Consider the following 21,822-nt stretch of genomic DNA (forward strand, 5'->3'; position numbering starts at 1 on the left):
CCAATACATGAGATTTTAAACAACAGATGGTAAGGCGTAATCATTAGGGAAAACACACAATGAATTTGGTTTAGAGTATAAGTTAACGCCACTAGCATTATATCGATGGATAACTTAAAGCACCGCTACACGTTCATCTACATTGTTTTACTCTAGATTAAATTATTCAAACTTTAGTGATAATAGGTTTTGATTCGCCGTAATGGTCAGATATTGATGAATTAATACATAGGGAAGTGAATAAAATGCAAATAAAGAAAATAATACCGATATGTATATTGCTCTTATTAAGTTGTAGCTTTTATGCAATTGGTTATACACGAGAGCAATTAGAGATATTTGAACTTAATCTTGTTGATGATAGCGAGCCAAAATTCTATTTTGTTAAGTTACTCCAAGGTAGTCATATTGTTATTTATGATAAAGATGGCAATAAAAAACAATCTATTCAACCAATATTTCCTGATAATGAGGATGGTTATAAAAAGGATAAATATCAATTACCTCAAAAATATCGACAAAGTTTTTTGACTGCCAGTGGCATATCCGAAACAGATAACTTATTCGTATATAATTATGAATATAATAAATTGTATAGTTTTCCCATTAGTAAATTAGAGGTATTTGCAATAAAGAGCGGTTGTGATCCTACTGATGAAACAAATTATCAATTTGGATTTGCATTAGCGTTGAATCAACTACCTCAAGATTACGATCCTAATGATACAACGTTTGTTTATATTGGAAAGGAAAATCCTTTTGCTCAACAGCAACTAACTTTATTAAACTGGCAAAAAATTAACGATAAAGAGTATGATTATTTAGCTCAATCTCATGGATTACATTACTATTTAGCGACATTAGGGAAAGTGTGGGACCCAGATCATTACCTTGAACGAGATTATTACCCTGAAATTGGGATATTAGTGGTTAAGGATGGCAAGAATTACATCTTATTTAATAGTGACTATCTTTCAAAGACGATATACATCACTCTACCTTTAAATGGCAAAGATAAAGAACATAAATACAAAAAGCAATGGGCGAGAAGATTATTTAAAGATAAAGATCATGAATACAAAAATCAATGGACGGGAAGATTATTTAAAAATAAACCATTAGTTGTGTTTGGCTTTGTCTCAGAATTAAACTGCCCGGTGATAGACTTTATTGATTCATCTTTTCCTAGTTATGACATAAGATTACGTTGCGATCTTCGTTTTTATAGTTGTAAATAATATTGATTAAGAACAACTTTTTTAAGGAATAAGATAAATTATTCTTAAAAATGGCAAAAACGAAGAAGATAAAACGACGATAAAGACGAGCCCATACTGAAGATTTTAAACAACAGATGGTAAAGTTTTATCAACAGGGAAAAACATACAATGAATTTAGTTAAGAGTATAAGTTAACGCCACCAACATTATAGCGATGGATAACTTAAAGCACCACTACACGTTCATTTACATTGTCTACATTAAATTATTCAAACTTTAGTGATATTTGGTTTTGATTCGTCTTAATGGCCAGATATTGATGAATTAATACATAGGGAAGTGAATAAAATGCAAATAAAGAAAATAATACCGATATGTATATTGCTCTTATTAAGTTGTAGCTTTTATGCAATTGGCAATACACAAGAGCGATTAGAGATATTTAAACTTAATCTTGTTGATAATAGTGAGCCAAAATTCTATTTTGTTAAGTTACTCGAAGGCAGTCATATTGTTATTTATGACAAAGATGGCAATAAAAAACAATCTATTCAACCAATATTTCCTGATATAGAGGATGATTATAAAAAAAATAAATATCAATTACCTCAAAAATATCGACAAAGTTTTTTGACTGCCAGTGGCATATCCGAAACGGATAACTTATTCGTATATAATTATGAATATAATAAATTGTATAGTTTTCCCATTAGTAAATTAGAGGTATTTGCAATAAAGAGCGGTTGTTTACCTACTGATGAAACAAATTATCAATTTGGATTTGCATTAGAGTTGAATCAACTACCTCAAGATTACGATCCTAATGATACAACATTTGTTTATATTGGAAAGGAAAGTCCGTTTGCTCAAGAGCAACTAACTTTATTAAACTGGCAAAAAATTAACGATAAAGAGTATGATTATTTAGCACAAACTCATGGATTACATTACTATTTAAGGCAATCTCCCTTTTCCCTAGATTATCCTAAATGTGGGAGTTTAATTATTAAGAATGCGAAGAATAACATCTTATTTAACGATAACTATGTAAAAAACTCAGTAAATTCTATGCCTTTAAATGGCAAAGATAAAGACCATGAATACAAAAAGCAATGGACGGGAAAATTATTTAAAAATAAACCTTTAGTCGTGTTTGGCTTTTACTCAATGTTTGGGGGTGACTGCCCAGGGATAGACTTTATTGATTCATCTTTTCCTAGTTATGATATAAGACTACGCTGCGATTCTCGTTTTGTATATTATAGTTGTAAATAATATTGATTAAAAACAACCTTTTTTAAGGAATAATGTAAATTATTCTTAAAAATGGAAAAAATGATAAAAATAAAACGACGATAAAGACGAGCCTATACTGAAGATTTTGAACAACAGATGGTAAGGCGTTATCAACAAGTAAAAACGCGTAATGAATTTGGTTTAGAGTATAAGTTAACGCCACCAATATTATAGCGATGGATAACTTAATGCACCATTACACGTTCATTTACATTGTCTACATTAAATGATTCAAACTTTAGTGATAATAGGTTTTGATTCGCCTTAATAGTCAGATATTGATGAATTAATACATAGGGAAGTGAATAAAATGCAAATAAAGAAAATAATACTGATATATATATTGTTCTTATTAAGTTGTGACATTTATGCTGATGAAAACGATAAATTACCACAGCAGCAAAGTCATTTAACGCAGAAATTAGATATATTTACACTTGATTATATTGAATATTTAGAAAATGAATCCGCTTTTTATTTTACCTCGCTATCCGAAAATATTACATTTGACAATTATGATGAAAATGGTGAGGTTATTTTACCTAGAAATCTTCAATTAATTCCAGATACAGTTGGTAACTATAAAAAAGATATATATATTTTAAATAAAGAGTATCGGCAACGATTTATGGAAGCAACAGGGATAGCGGAAACCGATACCTACTATCTTTATGATTATCAGAATAATCAATTAACCACTTACTCTATTAGTGAATTAGAAGTAATCGCAATCATAGATGCTTATAGTATGGATGAAAAACCATGTAAATTTGAGAATTATTATCAATTTGGCTTCAGATTAACTTCCAACCAGTTGCCGAAGGCACTCGATCCCGATAGTTACCAAACATTAGTTTATATAGGTAAAGAAAATCCTTTTGCTCTGCAACAACTTACAGCATTAGACTGGAAAAAAATAGACAATGAGGATTTTCCGATAATAAGTGGGATAGAGACATCCTCTAAATTTATTCAGGACAGTTTTAACAAAACTTATCAGGCTAAAGCGAATGGATGGAATTACTATGTTCAAGATCATTTTTCTCAGGAAATTGATATTAATAGTGCTTATTACAGACAGGTAGTTATTAAAGATCAGGGAGAGGCTATTTTATTTAACAGTGAATATGCTTTTAATGATGAGATTATTCCTGCATTTTTAAATGATCAACATCCAGAATTCCAACATAAAGTCCAATGGTCAGGTAAATTATTTAAAAATCAACCTTTAGTAATATTTGGTTTTGAGTGGAAATCATTTGGCTGCCCAGTTATTGATTATATTGACCGATCTTATAAAAGTTTAATAATAAAGTGCGACAATAGGCATTAAGAAAGTTATTCTAACTAAATGATTTCTTTGTAGCAGTATGATTTAGTTTTTAGCATAATAAAATATATATCTCAATAAAATGAGACATTAATTAACATGATATTATCAATTTGATTAACATTATTATTCACTGATGGCGTAAAGAGAAACTAGTTAAAACTAGTTCCATTTAAATATATTCTTTAATCCCAATAAATATATAGGATAGGGCAGTTGTGAATTAAATGTTTGTAACAGAGAAGATTATTTTTTATTATTAAGAAAAAATAATTGGCCAAATCAGTCTTGTTAGTTCAAAATTAAATCAGTGATTATTGAAAAACTAATAATTAACAATAAGTTAAAATTATTGCGATGCCATATGGATGTGAGAAGTATATTTAAGGAAAATGGTGAACTAATAAATGAAAAATAAATTAATTAGCTTTCTGTTTACATTTTTTGCCTTATCATCAATTAGCTTTTGCAGTAGCGCGGAAATGTTAGGTGGAAACAAATTATTAGAATGGGAAGGGGGACATTATAGGGAAGATATTCGAATGTATACACTCACCTCGATAGATTATATTAAAGATGAGCCCGAATTTGACTTTATTTCATTATCTGATGATATTGTTTTATATGATAACAAATACAAAAAAGATATCTATTTAATTCCAAGCACTGAAAAAAAAACTTATAAAAAAGAACAATATTTACTTACGGGTTCATACCGTACTAAATTGCTCAATTTGGCAGGTATATCAGAAGATGATACAGTATTTATCTATGATTACTTAAATAATAAATTAAAATCGGTTCCTGTTTATGGGTTGAATACTTTTGCTGTCGTGAATACTTATTATCATCCTCATGAACCTTATGAATTAGATGCATATATGTTTGGATTTAAATTAAATTCAAACATGTTTGATCAATATGCATCCTATATTGTCTATATTGGTAAAGAAAATCCTTTTTCACAACAACCCCTGACTCCATTAGTTTGGCATCAAATTGATAGCAAAGACTTTCCTGTTCTTGAAAGTGATGACGAAATTACTTCCCTTATACCTGTATATAATCCAGAAGATTTAATAAAGGGTGATAATTTTATGGCTGAAGCGATCGGTCTACGCTTTTATATACAAAATTATGAAAGTCCGTCCAATAATGAAATTGTTATAAGACATTTAATTATTTTAGATTCTGATTCAAATATGATAACAAATGTGGTCCACGGTTATTTTGAAGGAGGAATGCTTTTACCATTAAGCAGTTCAATAGATGACAATAAAGAAATGTTTCAATGGGTCGGAAGCATTTTAAAAAATGAACCGCCAGTTATATTTGATTTTAGTAGTGAAGCATTTAGTTGTCGTCCGCTTTTTCAATTTATCCATCCATTACATGAATATTTTATACCTAGATGTGATTGTCGACATTAATCTATGAATAGATTGTATCTAAAAACTGCGATACTTATTTATCATTTTGTCTGTTAAGGATGTTGTATTTTTTTTTGCTAACAGAAATGTATTGAGCCCAATAAGTATTTAATTCATTGAAATAAAGTTACAAAATAAATTTATTAAATAAAACGAAATGATGATAAAAAAGATGAGGATCTGACTTGTAGCCATTTTATTTACTAACATCCAATAAACTTATCTAGCTTTTTGGAGTGATTTAGGTTGATTTGCAGCGTTCTATATTTATACAAATGATAAAATTGAATTAGAATAATTAGCCTTGCAAAGTTACAAATATGCTAAAATAACATATGGATAATTAAGATCTTATCCTTAATAGGGAAATAATGGAAAATAAAGGAATATGAAAGAAATAAAACAATTATCAACTAAAACTCACACATCCGAAGAATTAATTACCGCTATCTTTAAGCCATTAAGTGAACAAGATAAATCTTTACCAACACGGATAACACAATATATCTTGCATGGTAATAAAATTGATGTATTAGTCGATTTAGAGAAATTATGTCAAATACCTAATAATGCAAATGCTCTTTATGAATTATTGCAAAGACCCTCAGGTATTTATCGTCCACGTTATTATAACTATATTAATGAGGAATTTCATCCATCATTTCAAGCTCGCATTGATGTGTATAAGTCTTGGACGGATATTTATACACCAGAACAGATAATTCGATTTGCCCGAGTTTTTGCCACTTTATTTGATCATTTAAGTTTTATTAAACTTATAAACGAACAATTACCATCATGGTTTCTCTATCTGTTATATGACGGACTGATTACCACGTTACCTTATCATAATGAAAACGAGAATGAAATTATTGAGCGTGAAAATTGGTCAATAAAACAATTACATCAATTTCTTGAAATTGAACAAGCAGGATTAGGTGAAAAGTTACTATTTGCCATTTTTGACCGTCAAAACATTCCTGTTATACTTCTTGATTTATTTCAATATTTTACCAGATTGAACGGATTATTTACCTATATTCAAGAACGAATTGAATTATTTAAACAACTCCCTTCTCTCGGTTTGTCGTTTTTGGGACAAGTGGAACAACTTAAATACATTCAACGATATCCAGAACTTCAGTTACAATTGGTCGATTTTCTGGCAATGCAGGCATTAAATACTTCAAAACAGGTGAGTCAATTAGCCACAGAAATACTATTTAGCTTACCATTGGAGTTGGCTCAACCACAATTACAGCACTTTTTAACTTCAGGTTCGGTTAAGCAACGAGCTAATGCCGTAATATTACTCACTCGAATCATTTCTGAACCGACAATTTTACAGCAAGCTTTAGCCAACGAAACCAATAAAACAGTTATTACTGCTATTGAAAGTGCTTTATCGAGATTGGAAAGTGCCAACACGGCCAAACAGCAAGCTGATTTAGTTATTCCAGAATTTGAACCATTTAGTGACACGCCATTACCAATCACTGCTCGTGATGTTTTACAGCAAAATTTTGACGAGTTCCTTATCGAATGTAAAAGATTGATGCAAAATGAGCTAGAGGAAAACAAAGAAAATAATAGATCAAGGGATTATCATCAAAGCCGTTATAAAGAATTGAAAGCGCTGACACCAAAGTCCCTTGATAGTATATTTGATTATGTGAATGGTAAAATCGATCGCTCAACATTATTCAAAGAAATCGATGAAAAGATTGATTTTCGATTTTTACTAACTAAAAATCGATTATCAAATTTGCCTGAAATTACGTTATTTCACTTAATTCGAATAAGACAATTAACTGATTATCTAAGCATCTCTAATTTATTTTCAAAACTATACGAAAACTATGACTTGGTTAAAAATGCCGATCTTAGACAAATAGCTGATGTGTTGATAAAAGTGAATATCATTCCAGATGTTGAATATACTGTTGCTCTACCGTTTTTAAGCAGTGATGTTTTTCATGATATTCATGAAAATGAACCTCATAAATTGTGGGCTTTTTTTGCTGAAAATGAGTTTTTAATTGATGAAGCTTTGGGTTTTGCTCCTATACAAATTGCTCAGAATTGTTATGTTCGTATTGATAGAGTTAATGCCATAAAAATATTACAGCTATTTCCAACTATTCCCACTAAATATGTTGCTTACCTATTTGAATTAGCTTTAGGCGAAATTAAGCAGATACGTTATGCGGCGCAAAATGCCTTAAAGCGGATCCCCAATATACATAATCAAGTTGAACAAGCCCTATCTTCTACAAAACAAGAGGTACGTATTATTGCTGCTGATTGGTTGGCTGAGTTAGGACAAACAAGTTCGATTAAAGCATTAAATGCTGCGCTAAAAAAAGAGAAACGCGAAACAGTACAAGCAGCGATATTAGTTGCGCTCGAAAAAATAGGTGAAGACATTAGTCAACACTTAACGCCGAAAAAGTTATTGGCTGATGCTCAAAAAGGTTTAAAAGGTAAAATACCAACCGATTTTGATTGGTTTGATTTTAGCTTAATACCGACGTTAACTTGGCAAAATGGTAAGACTGTTGAGCCACAAATTATTCAGTGGTGGATCTGCTTAGCGGTCAAATTAAGAGATCCGGCTAATCTACTGTTAACCGTTTATAATCGATTGTTAAGCACCCAAAGTCAGCGACAATTAGGCGAATTTATTTTACAAAGTTTTATTAAACAAGATACGCTAAGTCCATCACTGGAAGAAGCAGAAGCCAAAGCCAGCTCAGAGGCCGATAAACGATTACAAGACTATATTGGATATTATCAGCGCTATCCGCAATATTTTTCTAAATACCAAAATATTACTTATGAGCAGGTTTTTGAAGAAATCAAAAATGAAACATTAGCAACCTATCTTGGCTCAGCCATCAAAGCAAAAGGAATATTAGCATTAACCAGTGGTATTGAAGGCCCTATTGCAGTGTCTCTCTTACGCAGTTTTATGAAAAATCATTATCAACGTCGAGCTCAAATTGAAGCGATGCTTGATCCACTGGCAAACAGTGATGATCCTATGATCATTCAACTATTATTATCATTAGCTCGTCGCTATCGGACGGCATCCATTCATGAAAAGGCTAAATACTTGGTAGAAAGTATTGCTGCGCGTTCAGGCTGGAGTACAGAAGAATTGGCAGACCGCACCATATCGACTGCAGGGTTAGATGATAATGGCTTGTTAATTCTTGATTATGGTGAGCGTACCTTTATTGCTAGTTTGGATGATAAATTTAAGTGGCAATTAAAAAATGCTGATGGAGAAAAGATCAAAGCATTACCTGAAGCACGTAAAAACGAAAACCCTGAACTCGTCAAAGAGGCCAAAAAACAATTCAGCAACAGTAAAAAAGAGCTTAATCAATTACTCACTATGCAAATAAGCCGTTTTTACGAAGCCATGTGTGCCCAGCGTCAATGGCGAGTGGAAGATTGGCAGAAATATCTGCAACCACATCCGATTGTGGGGCGATTAATTCAACGTTTAGTGTGGTTACAATTGGATAATAACGGTCAGATCGTCAATAGTTTCAGGCCTACTGAAGATGGTAGCTTAATAACCAATCAAGATGACGAAATCTTACTTGATCAAAATCACTTTATTTCCGTTGCGCATTCGGCGTTACTAGCGAGTGATGATATAGTTCAGTGGCAAGCGCACCTTGAAGATTACAAAATAACCCCATTGTTTGATCAGTTTAGTCATGCATTTCCAGAGATAAGCAAATTTAACGATGGCGTTATTGATGATCGTTTAGGTTGGTTAACGGACAGTTTTACCATTCGTGGTATTTTAACCAAATTGAGTTATGAGCGTGATGCTACTGAAGATAGCGGATGTTTTTATGGTTACCATAAATACTTTGGCAGTTTAGGTATTTATATCAATATTGAATTCAGTGGTAGTATGCTGCCTGAAGAAAATATTCCAGCAGTACTTTATAACCTTTATTTCAGTAATAAAAAGGGATTCAAAGATAGAGCAATTGCACTCGATAAACTACCTAAGGTGTTATTAGCCGAAGGTTATGCTGATTATATGGCGGTGGCAAAAGCTTGTAGTGGTTTTGACCCTAATTGGAAAGATAAATTAATATGGTAAAACATGACCAAAACCTGATGGATCAGGTTATTCTTGATTGCTTTGCGGGTTTAAATAAATTAGAACAATCAATATCTGAACGGATTTGTCATTATATTTTATATGGCAAAGATGTCGTGATTCTTGATGAGCTAAAAGTATTATCAAAAACTTATAAATATGATAACCGGGTTTATAATTTGCTTGGTATGCCAGGTTCTGTTGGTTTTTTAGATGAAAGTAATGAACCACAGCAAAAAGTACGAGCTAAATTTTATCAATTATGGACGAGTCAATATTCACCAGAACAGCTCATCAGGTTTGGTAAAATTTTAGCAGCAGCTTATATTCCGGATACGCCTCAAAGACGGTCTTTTTATGAGAAAATAAGTAGTAGAGTTATCACTCCCAAACTGCCTTTATGGTTTTTATATCTGTTTATTGACGGTTTGGTCACTACTTTTTTAAACCGCAATTTCGATGCTGAGCAAAATATGGCTGAGCGTGATAATTGGTCCATTGAGCAATTACATCAATTACTCGAAATTGAGCAGAAAGGGTTGGGAGATCAACTTATGTTTGCTTTTTTTGAGCGGCAACATGTACCAGAATATCACTACAGTTATTTTAATACTGTTTTTGCGATTAAAGGGTTGAAATTATATATAACTAACAATTTAGAAAGGTTTAAATCTTTACCAGATCAAGAATTATCCACAATTGGTCAATTACAACAATTGCAATATATTGCTAGTCATAACGATCTTAAAGAACGAGTAGTTGATTTGTTAGTCAAACAATCCACTAGTAGCATCAAAAAAATAAGAGAGTTAGCGACAACTCTATTGCTTAGTATTTCTAAGGAAAGTGCGCAAAATCAGTTAATTGCTTCATTCGCACAAGGCACACCAAAGCAACGTTGTCAAAAAATTGCGCTATTAGTTAAATTGTCTGTTGATAAAGAAATATTTGAAAAAATACTAACTGAAGAAACGAATAAAATAGTGGTTAAAAGTATCGAAAGTGCTTTATTTTCTATTAAAGATGATAAGTTAGTTAAGCAGGAAGAGGATGAAATTATCATTCCTCCTTTTATGCCAATTACTGAAGTTGATTTACCTGTCAAAGCGCGCGATATATTGCACCAAAATTATCAAGAGTTGTTAATACAATCGCAAAACAGAGCACAACTAGAAAAACTCGATAATCAAGGATATCATAACCTAGAAAGGAATGAGCAGGAACGTTACGAACAATTAACTACTTTTACTGACAATGATTTAGATATGATTTTTCATTATCTAAACGGTAAAGGGCAGTTAATGCAATCTGATATTAAAAATCAGCTAACTAATGAAATTATTTTACATAAAGGGCGTTTGCAAACAATTCCTGAATTTAATCTGTATCACTTATTACGCGCAGAAAAAATTACTTATACAAACATTGAATCGTACTGTTTAGCTTTAAGTTTTTTAAAACATGAAATATTGCCATGTACCGATTTACGCTTGATCGCTCAGGTGTTAAATAACATATCCGATATGCCAGATGTCAAACGTATTGTTGCCGCAGCATATTTGATGAATTATTATTATGATCTAACATTTGAGAGTGACGCAAATTGTGTTTGGCCTTTTTTTGCTGAAAACCTTATCTATCTTGATGAAGCATTAGGATTAATCCCCAGCCTTGAGCCACAAAATAGTAATTATACTTTTGATAAAAAGCGTGGACTAAAAATCTTAACTTTTTTTCCAAAACTTCCAGTTAAATATAATATTTATTTATTAGAGTTAGCATTAGGCGATACCAAAATACCTCGCTTATTGGCCCAACAAGCACTAAGTAAATCGCCTTGTATACATCGTCAAGTTGAAAACGTATTAACTTCCAATAAATATAAACAGCGCATTTTAGCAGCTAACTTATTGGTAACATTAGGCAATAAATCTTCGATTGCAGCTTTAAATACCGCTTTAAATCAAGAAAAACAAGAAGTGGTACAAGCAGCACTATTATCCGCGCTGGAAAGTTTAGGTGAAAATATTGGCCAATATTTAACACCATCTCGATTACTTGATGATGCAAGCAAAGGTTTAAAAAGTAAAAAACCAGCGGGTATTGAATGGTTAGTTAATGACACTATCCCTGCTTTAACATGGCAAAATGGTGAGCAGGTTGATCGTAAAATTATCATTTGGTGGATGTGGTTAGCTGTAAAACTAAAAGAGCCGGCCAATCCTTTATTAACTATTTATATTCGTCTATTAAGTGATAAAAGCCAAAAACAGCTTGGTTTATTTATATTGCAAAGTTTTATCCAACAAGATACTTTAACCCCGACCTTAATAGAAGCAGAAAATGAGGCCAAATTAACCGCACCAGCTCGACTACAGTCCTATTTAAATAGTTATAAGAATCATCCTGACTTTTACCCCGAATATCAAAATATCACTCTCCAGCAAGTTATTGAGCGTATCGAAAAAGAGGTGCTAACTCGTTTAATTGGTTCAGCAATTAAATCGAAAGGTTTATTAGCTCTAATTGGTGGAATTGAAGGTCATGTAGCCGTATCGATAATAAAAGCATATATGAAAAATCATTACACTAGACGAGAGCAAATTGAAGCAATGTTAGAAGCGATCGCTGTTAATGATGATTTCATCATAATTCAATTTTTATTAACCATTGCTTACTCGAATCCCAAAAAAACTATTCAAGAAAAAGCAAAATCTTTAATAAACCAAATTGCTGAGCAGAAAAAATGGACAACAGACGATCTTACTGAACGTACTGTTCTAACTGCTGGACTGGATGATTCTGGCATACTTATGCTTGATTATGGTGCAAGAACTTTTACGGCCAGTATTGATGATAACTTTAAATGGCAATTAAAAAATTTGGAAGGTAACATTATAAAAACCTTACCAGAAGCGCGTAAAGATGAAGATCCAACCGTGATCAAAGAAGTGAAAAAACAGTTTTCACGTAGTAAAAAAGAACTCACACAAATTGTTTCAAGCCAAACTGAACGCTTATATGAAGCCATGTGCACCCAGCGCCGTTGGCAAGTAAGTAATTGGCAACAATATCTATTTGCCCATCCAATTGTCGGGCGGTTGGTGCAAAGATTAGTATGGTTAGCAGTTGATGAACAAGGCAAGATTTGCAACAGCTTTAGGCCAACTGAAGATGGTAGTTTGATTAATTTACACGATGAAGAGATCACTTTGAATCAAAATCACTATATCACTCTAGCTCATAATGTGTTGTTACCAGCCAGTCATATAAACCAGTGGCAAGTACATCTTAAAGACTATAAAGTTACGCCATTATTTGCCCAATTTGCTAACCCTTTACCAAAGAGCCAATGGATTGATGATGGCATAGTGAATAATTATACAGGTTGGTTAACGGATGCGTTTACCATTCGCAATGTCCTTATTAAAAGAGGTTATAAAAATGAATATTTTGAAGATAGTGAATGCTTAGATTGTTATTGTAAATACTATAGTAACCTTAATTTGTATACTATCATTCAATTTAGTGGGCGTTATATTTCTCAAGAAAATAGTTTAGTAGAGCGTTATTATCTCTCTTTTCGTCAAAAAAGGATCTATACCAAACCCAAAATTGATGCTAACGACATCCCAGCGGTGTTATTAGCCGAAAGTTTTGCTGATTATATGGCTGTCGCAAATGCATCATGCAAATTCGAAATTTGATTCAGAACGAAAGAATAAAAGCGATGGTAAATCAGAAACAAGCAAAATGATTAATTGTATAAGAGTGTTATAGCTAATAACTAGCAATATTAAGCAAAACCGATGATAAAAATAAGCGCTAAGATGGGTAGTTATCACCAAAATCAGCTGGTCAATTTATTTTAAATAACGAAACATTAGTTGTAAATTTTTTGGTGAGGTTCCGTCAGTTTAACGTGCAATTATCTCACTATTAGAAAAACAATTTTTAATACTAATTGGTCAAGCCTATATCTTGTTGTTTTGCTAGATAATACGAATGATATTAAATAAATCTAATTTTATACAGATAATAGGGTACCTAAGCGTGCCAGAAAATCTGATATATAGCATAGTGATTATCAAGTATAAAAAACTTTTTGAAAATAACAAATCGCTATGAAACCCAATTAAAAATGGATATCCCAGATTTAAATCTTAATGGGAGAACAAAGGAATATGAAAACAACTGAACAATTATCAATAAACTCAAATGGTTCTAAACAGTTAATCAATACTATCTTTAAACCATTAAGTGAATTAGACAAATCTTTACCAGAACGGGTCACACAATATATCTTGCATGGTGATGAAATTGATGTGTTGGCCGATTTTGATAAACTATGTCAAAAGTCAGCTAATGTTGATAAAATTTTTGAATTATTGCGAGGACCAGCTGCCTTTTATAGTTCATATAATTATCAAAAGATTCATCCGTTGCAAAAAGCGCGCATTAATTTTTATAAGCTTTGGACGGATGCCTATACACCAGAACAAATCATTCGATTTGCCCGATTTTCTGCTATTTTATTTGATCATTTAAATCATATTAAACGCATAAGCGAACAAATTCCTTCTTGGCTTATGTATTTGTTATATGATGGACTGATTACTACTTTACCTTCTTATAGCGAAAACAAATATAAAATTGATGACCGTGAGAATTGGTCAATCCAACAATTGCATCAATTTCTTGATATTGAACAAGCAGGATTAGGCGAAAAGTTGCTGTTCGCGATTTTTGACCGTCAAAATATTTTTGAAAGTTCTTTGCGTGATTTTCAATATTTTACTCGGTTAAATGGATTATTGACTTATATTCAAGAACGCATTGAATTATTTAAGCAACTCCCTTCACTCGGTTTAGCGCCTTTAGGACAAGTAGAACAACTTAAATACATTTACCGATATCCAAAACTTAAGCTGCAACTGGTTGATTTTATTGCCATGCAGGCGCTAAATACTTGCAAGCAGGTGAGTCAATTAGCCACACGAATACTATTTAACTTACCACATGAGCTGATTCAACCTCAATTACAACACTTTTTAACTTCAGGCTCGGCTAAAGAGCGTGCTAATGCAACAATATTGCTTTCTCGAATCATTTCTGAACCAACAATTTTACAACAGGCTTTAGCTATTGAAACCAATAAAACAGTTATTGTAGCCCTTGAAAGTGCCTTATCGAGATTAGAAACTGCCAATGCAGCCAAACAACAAGCTGATTTAGTTATTCCTAGTTTTGACCCATTAATTGACACGCCATTGCCACTAAATGCTCGTGATGTTTTACAGCAAAATTATGACGAGTTTATGAACGAATGTAAAAAATCGATGGAAAAAGAAATTGAGGAAAATAAAGAAAATAATAGATCATGGGATTATCATCAAAAACGTTATAAATTGATGAACACGGTAACATCAAAGTCTATTGACTACATATTTGATTATTTGAATGGTAAAATTGATCGTTCAGCATTATTTGCAGAATTAAACGAAAAAATTGATTTACGTTATTTCCTTCCAAAAGATCAATTAGCAAATTTACCCGGATTTTCTTTGTTTCACTTATTCCGAATCAAACGGTTAATCGATCGTCGAGATAATATTTGTTTTTTTGAAGGAATATATCCATATAACGACGTTATTATAAACTTCGATTTAAGACAAATAGCTGATGTTATGGTAAAAATCAAATTTCGGCCTCACGCCGAATTTACAGTTGCTTTGCCGTTTTTAACCAGTGATGTTTTTCATGACGTTTATGCCAATGAACCTCATAAATTATGGGCTTTTTTTGCTGAAAATGAATTTATAATTGATCAAGCATTAGGTTTTACTCATGTACAGATCCCTAAGGCAGCTTATGAGCGTATTGATAAAGTTAGTGCCATAAAAATATTACAATTTTTTCCAACTATTCCAACGAAATATGTCGCTTACCTATTTGACCTAGCTTTAGATAAAAGTAAACGGATACGTTATGCGGCGCAAGATGCCTTAAAGCGGATCCCCAATATACATAATCAAGTTGAAAAAGCCTTATCTTCCTCAAAACAAGAGGTGCGTATTGCCGCTGCAAATTGGCTAGCTGAGTTAGGCCAAAAAAGCTCGATAAATGCATTAAATAGTGCGCTAAAAAAAGAGAAATGCGAAACAGCACAAGCAGCAATATTGGTTGCACTTGAAAAAATTGGTGAAGACATAAGTCAGCACTTAACCCCGCAAAAGTTATTGGCTGATGCCCAGAAAGAGTTAAATGGTAAAATACCAAGCAACCTTAATTGGTTTGATTTTAACTTAATACCAGCTTTGACTTGGCAAAATGGTAAGGCAGTTGATCCACAAATTATTGAGTGGTGGATCCGATTAGCAGCTAAATTAAAAGATCCGGCTAATTGGCTGTTAACTATTTATAATCGATTATTAAGCACCCAAAGTCAACGCCAATTAGGCGAATTTATTTTACGAAGTTTCATCAATCAAGATACCCGAACACCAACATTGGAAGAGGCTGAAGCCAGAGCTAGTTCAGAAGCCGATAAACGATTGCAACAATATATTAGAGGTTATCAGATTTATCCGCAAATTTATTCTAACTATAAGAATGTTACATATGAACAAGTTTTTGATGAAATTAAAAAAGAGACATTAACATCCTATCTTGGCTCAGCGATTAAATCAAAAGGGATATTAGCGTTAACCTGTAGCATTGAAGCCCCTGTTGCTGTATCAATATTAAATAGTTTTATGAAAGATCACTATCTACGTAGCTCACAAATTGAAGCGATGCTTGAAGCACAGGCAAACAGCGATGATCCGATGATCATTCAATTATTAGTATCATTAGCACGTCGCTATCGAACGGCGTCCATTCAAGAAAAGGCCAGATATTTAGTAGAGAAGATTGCTCAACGCTGTGGTTGGACAGTAGATGAACTAGCCGATCGCACGACATCAACCGCAGGGTTAGATGATAATGGTTTGTTAATTCTTGATTATGGTGAGCGTACCTTTACTGCTAGTTTAGATGAGCAATTTAAATGGCAATTGACAAATGCTGAGGGAGAAAAAATCAAAGCATTACCTGAAGCACGTAAACACGAAAACCCAGAATTAGTCAAAGAGGCAAAAAAACAGTTTAGTAACAGTAAAAAAGAACTTAGCCAATTACTCAAAATGCAAATTAGCCGTTTTCACGAAGCCATGTGTGCTCAGCATCAATGGCGAGTAGAAGATTGGCAAAAATATCTGCAATCTCACCCAATTATAGGACGGTTTATTCAACGTTTAGTGTGGTTGGAATTAGACAGTAATGGTCAAATAGTTAATAGTTTTAGGCCAACAGAAGATGGCTGTTTAATAACTAATCAAGATGAAGAAATCTTACTTGATCAACATAATTTTATTACCGTTGCTCATTCAGTGTTGCTTTCAAGTGAAGATATCTCGCAATGGCAAGCGCATCTTAAAGATTACAAAGTAACTTCATGGTTTGACCAGCTAAGTCATCCATTACCGGATATTAACAAATTTAAAGATGGCGAAATTGATGATCGTTTAGGCTGGTTAACTGACAGTTTTACTCTACGTGGTATTTTAACGAAATTGGGTTATAAGCGAGAAAATCTTGAAGATGGCGAGTGTTTTATGGGCTACCATAAATACTTTGGCAGTTTAGGTATTTATATCAATATTGAATTCAGTGGTAGCACACTACCTGAAGAAAATATTCCAGTTATACTCTATAGCCTTTATTTTAGCAATAAAACGTCTTTCAAAGATAGGGCAATTGCACTAGATAAACTACCTAAAGTGTTATTAGCCGAAGGTTATGCTGATTATATGGCAGTGGCAAAAGCTTGTAGTGGTTTTGATCCTAATTGGAAAAATAAATTGAGATGGTAAAAATGGCAAAAATATATTGCACAAGTCATTGTTAATTGCTTTATAGGCTAGGTTAACCTGATTTAGAGTGATTAATATTTGAATGGATTTATAGTCTGCTTGATTTGCCTAATTTTTTGCTCAAAGTAATCATGACCGTAAAAATCGACATTAATAGCATCACGTCAGCGTTATTAGCTGAAAGTTTTGTTGATTATATGTTGATTGCCGATGCATCAAGCAAATTTGATTTAGATTGACAGGATTAAAGATGTGAAATCAGAAACAAGAAATACGATTAACTGCACAAGAACGTTTATCTGGCGTAGTTATTATCAAACATCATTTTTTTAGCAATGTTAAATCACTATAACAATTGATTATAAATAAATACCAAAGATTTCAAACTTAATGGAAAAACTAAGGACTATGAAAAAAACAGAACAATTATCAACAAGTCCACTGATATCTAACCAGTTGATTACCACTATCTTTAACCCATTAAGTGAACTGGATAAATCTTTACCAGAGAGGATCACACAATATATCTTGCATGGTGATGAAATTGCTGTGTTAGCTGATTTTGATAAATTATGCCAAGTCGAAAATAGCTTTACCAACATTTATGAATTATTGCGAAGACCAGCGGAATTACATAATGTAGATTTTTATGTCAAAATTCATCCGCCGTTACAAGCTCGTGTTAATTTTTATAAGCTTTGGACGGATGCATATACACCAGAACAGATAATTCGATTTGCCCGAGTTTTTGCTCCTTTAATTGACCATTTACATTTTATTAAACGTATAAACGAGCAAATTCCATCATGGTTTATCTATCTGTTATATGATGGACTAATTACCACGTTACCCTCTTATAGCAAAAACAAAGATAAAATTGGGGAACGTGAAAATTGGTCAGTACAACAATTACATCAATTTCTTGAAATTGAACAAGCAGGATTAGGCGAAAAGTTGCTATTTGTGATTTTTGATCGTCAAAATATTGCTATTAATCCTTTTCATTTCTTTCAATATTTTACTCGGGTGAATGGATTATTGACCTATATTCAAGAACGAATTGAATTATTTAAGCAACTTCCTTCACTCGGTTTAGCGACTTTGGGGCAGATTGAACAACTTAATTACATTCAACGATATCCAGAACTTCAGTTGCAACTGGTTGATTTTATTGCCATGCAGGCGCTAAATACTTCAAAACAGGTGAGTCAATTAGCCACAGCGATACTATTTAATTTACCACATGAGCTGATTCAACCCCAATTACAACACTTTTTAACTTCAGGAACGGCTAAAGAGCGTGCTAATGCAGCAATATTACTTTCTCGGATTATTTCTGAATCGACAATTTTACGGCAAGCATTAGCTAACGAAACCAATAAAACAGTTATTGCTACTCTTGAAAGTGCCTTATTGTGTTTGGCAAGTGCCAATGCAGCCAAACAGCAAGCTGATTTAGTTATTCCTGAATTTCAACCAATTATTGACACGCCATTGCCAATAACGGCACTTGATGTTTTACAGCAGAATTTCGACGAGCACCTTATCGAATATAAAAAATTGATGGAAAATAAGCTAGAGAATAACCAAAAAAATAATACATTATGGCAATATTATCAAAAAAGTTATAAACATCTGGAAACGGTCACATTAAATTCTCTCGATGCTATCTTTGATCATATAAATGGTAAAATCGATAGCACAGCATTATTAAAAAAACTTGGTATGCGTATTGATTTTCGAATTTTATTTACCAAAAATCGACTAGCAAATTTACCTGAATTTTCTTTATTTCACTTATTCAGAATAAAAAAATTAATTGGCCCTACAGATAATATTAATTTTTTTGAAAAGATATACAATAACTTTGAGGTGGTTAAAAATGCCGATCTTAGACAAATAGCGGATGTTATGGTAAAACTCGATCCTAATAAAAAATTTGTATATACAATTGCTTTGCCATTTTTAAACAGTGATTTTTTTTATGACATTTATGAAAATCAACCACATAAGTTATGGCCTTTTTTTGCTGAAAATGAATTTTTAATTGATGAGGCATTGGGTTTTGCTCCTTTACAAATCACTCAGTTTTATAATTGTATCGATAAAGTTTGTGCCATAAAAATATTAAAACTCTTTCCATCTATTCCAGTTAAATATGTCGCTTACCTATTTGAATTAGCTTTAGGCGAAAGTATGCAGTTACGTTATGTGGCGCAAGATGCTTTACAACGGATCCCTAACATACATCATCAAGTTGAACAAGCCTTATCCTCCTCTAAACAAGAGGTGCGAATTATTGCAGCTAATTGGTTGGCTAAGTTAGGACAAACAAGCTCGATTAAAGCACTAAATGCTGCACTAAAAAAAGAGAAACACGAAATAGTACAAGCGGCAATACTGGTGGCACTGGAAAAAATTGGTGACGATATTAGTCAGCACTTAACTGCAAAAAAATTATTGGCTGATGCTCAAAAAGGTTTAAAAGGTAAAATGCCAACCGAACTAGATTGGTTTGATTTTAACTTAATTCCATCTTTGACTTGGCAAAATGGTAAAGCAGTTGAGCCACAAATTATTCAGTGGTGGCTCTGCCTAGCGGTCAAATTAAATGATCCGGCTAATGCGCTGTTAGTTATTTATAATCGATTGTTAAGCATCCAAAGTCAGCAACAATTAGGCGAATTTATTTTACAACGTTTCATTAAGCAAGATACGCTTAATCCAACGTTAGAAGAGGCTCAAGCCGTAGCTAGCTCACAAGCCGATAAACGCTTGCAAGAACGTATCTTAAATTATCAGGACTATCCGGAATTTTATCTTCACTATAAAGATATTACTTATGAGCAAGTTTTTGAAGAAATTAAACAAGAGACATTAGCAACCTGTTCTGGTTCAGCCATCAAAACTAAGGGAATATTAGCGTTAATATGTGGTATTGAAAGTCGGATTGCGGTATCTCTCTTACGCACGTTCATGAAAAATCATTATCAACGTCGAGCACAAATTGAAGCGATGCTTGAAGCATTGGCAAACAGTGATGATCCGATGATCATTCAACTATTATTATCATTAGTATGCAACTATCGCACAGCATCCATTCAAAAAAAGGCTAGATATTTGTTAGAAAGTATTGCCAAGCGCTCAGGCTGGACTATTGATGAACTGGCTGATCGCACTATACCGACGGCAGGGTTAGATGATAATGGCTTGTTAATTCTTGATTATGGTGAGCGTACCTTTACTGCTAGTTTAGATAAACAATTTATATGGCAATTAAAGAATGCTGATGGAGAAAAGATCAAGACATTACCTAAAGCAGGTAAAAACGAAAACCCAGAATCAGTCAAAGAGGCCAAAAAACAGTTCAGCAATAGTAAAAAAGAGCTTAATCAATTACTCACTATGCAAATTAGTCGTTTTTATGAAGCCATGTGTGCCGAGCATCAATGGCGGGTGGGTGATTGGCAAAAATATCTGCAATCTCACCCAATTATGGGAAGATTTATTCAACGTTTAGTTTGGTTGGAATTAGATAGTAATGGTCAAATAGTCAATAGTTTTAGGCCAACAGAAGATGGTAAATTAATAACTAATCAAAATAAAGAAATCTCACTTGATCAACATCATTTTATTTCCCTTGCTCATTCAGCGTTGCTTTCAAGTGAAGATATAGCACAATGGCAATCACATCTTAAAGATTACAAAGTAACCTCATGGTTTGACCAGCTTAGTCATCCATTACCCGATACGAACAAATTTCAATACAATATCATTAACGATCGTTATGGCTGGTCAATGGACAGTTTTACCCTACGTAGTATTTTAACCGAATTGGGTTATGAGCGTGAAAATGTGGAAGGGGAATACTTTTTTTGTTACCACAAATACGAAAGCCGTTTAAAAATTTATATCAATATTTATTTCAGTGGTGGCTTGATACCTGAAGAAAATATTCTAGTTGTACTTGATGAACTTTATTTCAGTAAAACACCCGGAATGCATGATAATATAATTATGCTAGATAGCCTACCTAAAGTGTTATTAGCCGAAAGTTATGCTAATTATATGACAGTAGCCAACGCATCCAATGGTTTTGACCCTAATTGGCAAAATAAAGTGATATGGGATACATGATCAGAAGTCGAGAGAAAAAGTTATTGTTGATTGCATTGCGGGTTTATATGCTTTAGAACAATCAATACTTGAACGGATCTGTCAGTATGTTTTATCAATCAAAGATCTCAAGGTTGTTGAAGATCTTAGGTATAGTTAATTTTATGGTTATTAATTAGGCTAACAACATTTTTTTAATATGACATCTTGTGAAAATAAACGAGCAAGGTTTATTGTTTTATATGATGTTTCACTTACCTTTTTTGCTGAACGATGGGTTGGTAAACGATCTATCGATTAACATTGAATTAAATTTGCTATTTGGTTGGAGTGATTGAAAAGTCCAAGGATAATTTTATAAAAGTATAAAAATAGAGTGTGATTATCA

General features: G+C 32.8%; 8 protein-coding genes. All 8 read left to right on the forward strand.

The features are described from left to right. Positions 1-245 precede the first annotated feature (245 nt). Positions 246-1,238 carry a hypothetical protein gene (locus tag DKK70_RS05965; RefSeq protein WP_110433163.1) on the forward strand — a complete coding sequence of 331 codons (993 nt, stop codon included), beginning with the start codon at positions 246-248 and terminating at the stop codon, positions 1,236-1,238. 330 nt (positions 1,239-1,568) lie between these two features. Beyond that, the gene (locus tag DKK70_RS05970; RefSeq protein WP_110433164.1) at positions 1,569-2,495 is read left to right on the forward strand and encodes a hypothetical protein; all 927 of its coding nucleotides are present in this window, start codon (positions 1,569-1,571) and stop codon (positions 2,493-2,495) included. Positions 2,496-2,826: 331 nt separating this feature from the next. Further along, entirely contained in the window at positions 2,827-3,849 is a 1,023-nt protein-coding gene (locus DKK70_RS05975) for a hypothetical protein (RefSeq protein WP_110433165.1), read from the forward strand. Positions 3,850-4,253: 404 nt separating this feature from the next. Further along, positions 4,254-5,276, forward strand: a complete 1,023-nt coding sequence (locus tag DKK70_RS05980) for a hypothetical protein (protein ID WP_110433166.1) — start codon at positions 4,254-4,256, stop codon at positions 5,274-5,276. A 388-nt stretch (positions 5,277-5,664) separates the two neighbouring features. Then, positions 5,665-9,405 (forward strand): DUF4132 domain-containing protein, encoded by a 3,741-nt coding sequence (locus tag DKK70_RS05985; protein ID WP_110433167.1) that lies wholly within the window; start codon positions 5,665-5,667, stop codon positions 9,403-9,405. Further along, the gene (locus DKK70_RS05990) at positions 9,399-13,112 is read left to right on the forward strand and encodes a DUF4132 domain-containing protein (RefSeq protein ID WP_110433168.1); all 3,714 of its coding nucleotides are present in this window, start codon (positions 9,399-9,401) and stop codon (positions 13,110-13,112) included. Before DKK70_RS05985 ends, DKK70_RS05990 begins: the two co-directional genes overlap by 7 nt. A gap of 477 nt (positions 13,113-13,589) precedes the next feature. Further along, positions 13,590-17,318 (forward strand): DUF4132 domain-containing protein, encoded by a 3,729-nt coding sequence (locus DKK70_RS05995; RefSeq protein ID WP_181415928.1) that lies wholly within the window; start codon positions 13,590-13,592, stop codon positions 17,316-17,318. Between the two features lie 408 nt (positions 17,319-17,726). Continuing rightward, a complete protein-coding gene (locus DKK70_RS06000) occupies positions 17,727-21,455 on the forward strand; it encodes a DUF4132 domain-containing protein (RefSeq protein ID WP_181415929.1) in 3,729 nt (1,242 codons plus the stop codon). The last annotated feature ends 367 nt before the right edge of the window (positions 21,456-21,822 follow it).

This window comes from Gilliamella apicola, assembly GCF_003202655.1.
Lineage (GTDB): Bacteria > Pseudomonadota > Gammaproteobacteria > Enterobacterales > Orbaceae > Gilliamella > Gilliamella apicola_R.

Excerpts from the sequence above, each read along its gene's own strand:
- DKK70_RS05970 (WP_110433164.1), top strand. The coding sequence starts at position 1,569 with ATGCAAATAAAGAAAATAATACCGATATGTATATTGCTCTTATTAAGT.
- DKK70_RS05995 (WP_181415928.1), top strand. The coding sequence starts at position 13,590 with ATGAAAACAACTGAACAATTATCAATAAACTCAAATGGTTCTAAACAG.
- DKK70_RS06000 (WP_181415929.1), top strand. The coding sequence starts at position 17,727 with ATGAAAAAAACAGAACAATTATCAACAAGTCCACTGATATCTAACCAG.
- DKK70_RS05980 (WP_110433166.1), top strand. The coding sequence starts at position 4,254 with ATGAAAAATAAATTAATTAGCTTTCTGTTTACATTTTTTGCCTTATCA.
- DKK70_RS05965 (WP_110433163.1), top strand. The coding sequence starts at position 246 with ATGCAAATAAAGAAAATAATACCGATATGTATATTGCTCTTATTAAGT.
- DKK70_RS05990 (WP_110433168.1), top strand. The coding sequence starts at position 9,399 with ATGGTAAAACATGACCAAAACCTGATGGATCAGGTTATTCTTGATTGC.
- DKK70_RS05985 (WP_110433167.1), top strand. The coding sequence starts at position 5,665 with ATGAAAGAAATAAAACAATTATCAACTAAAACTCACACATCCGAAGAA.
- DKK70_RS05975 (WP_110433165.1), top strand. The coding sequence starts at position 2,827 with ATGCAAATAAAGAAAATAATACTGATATATATATTGTTCTTATTAAGT.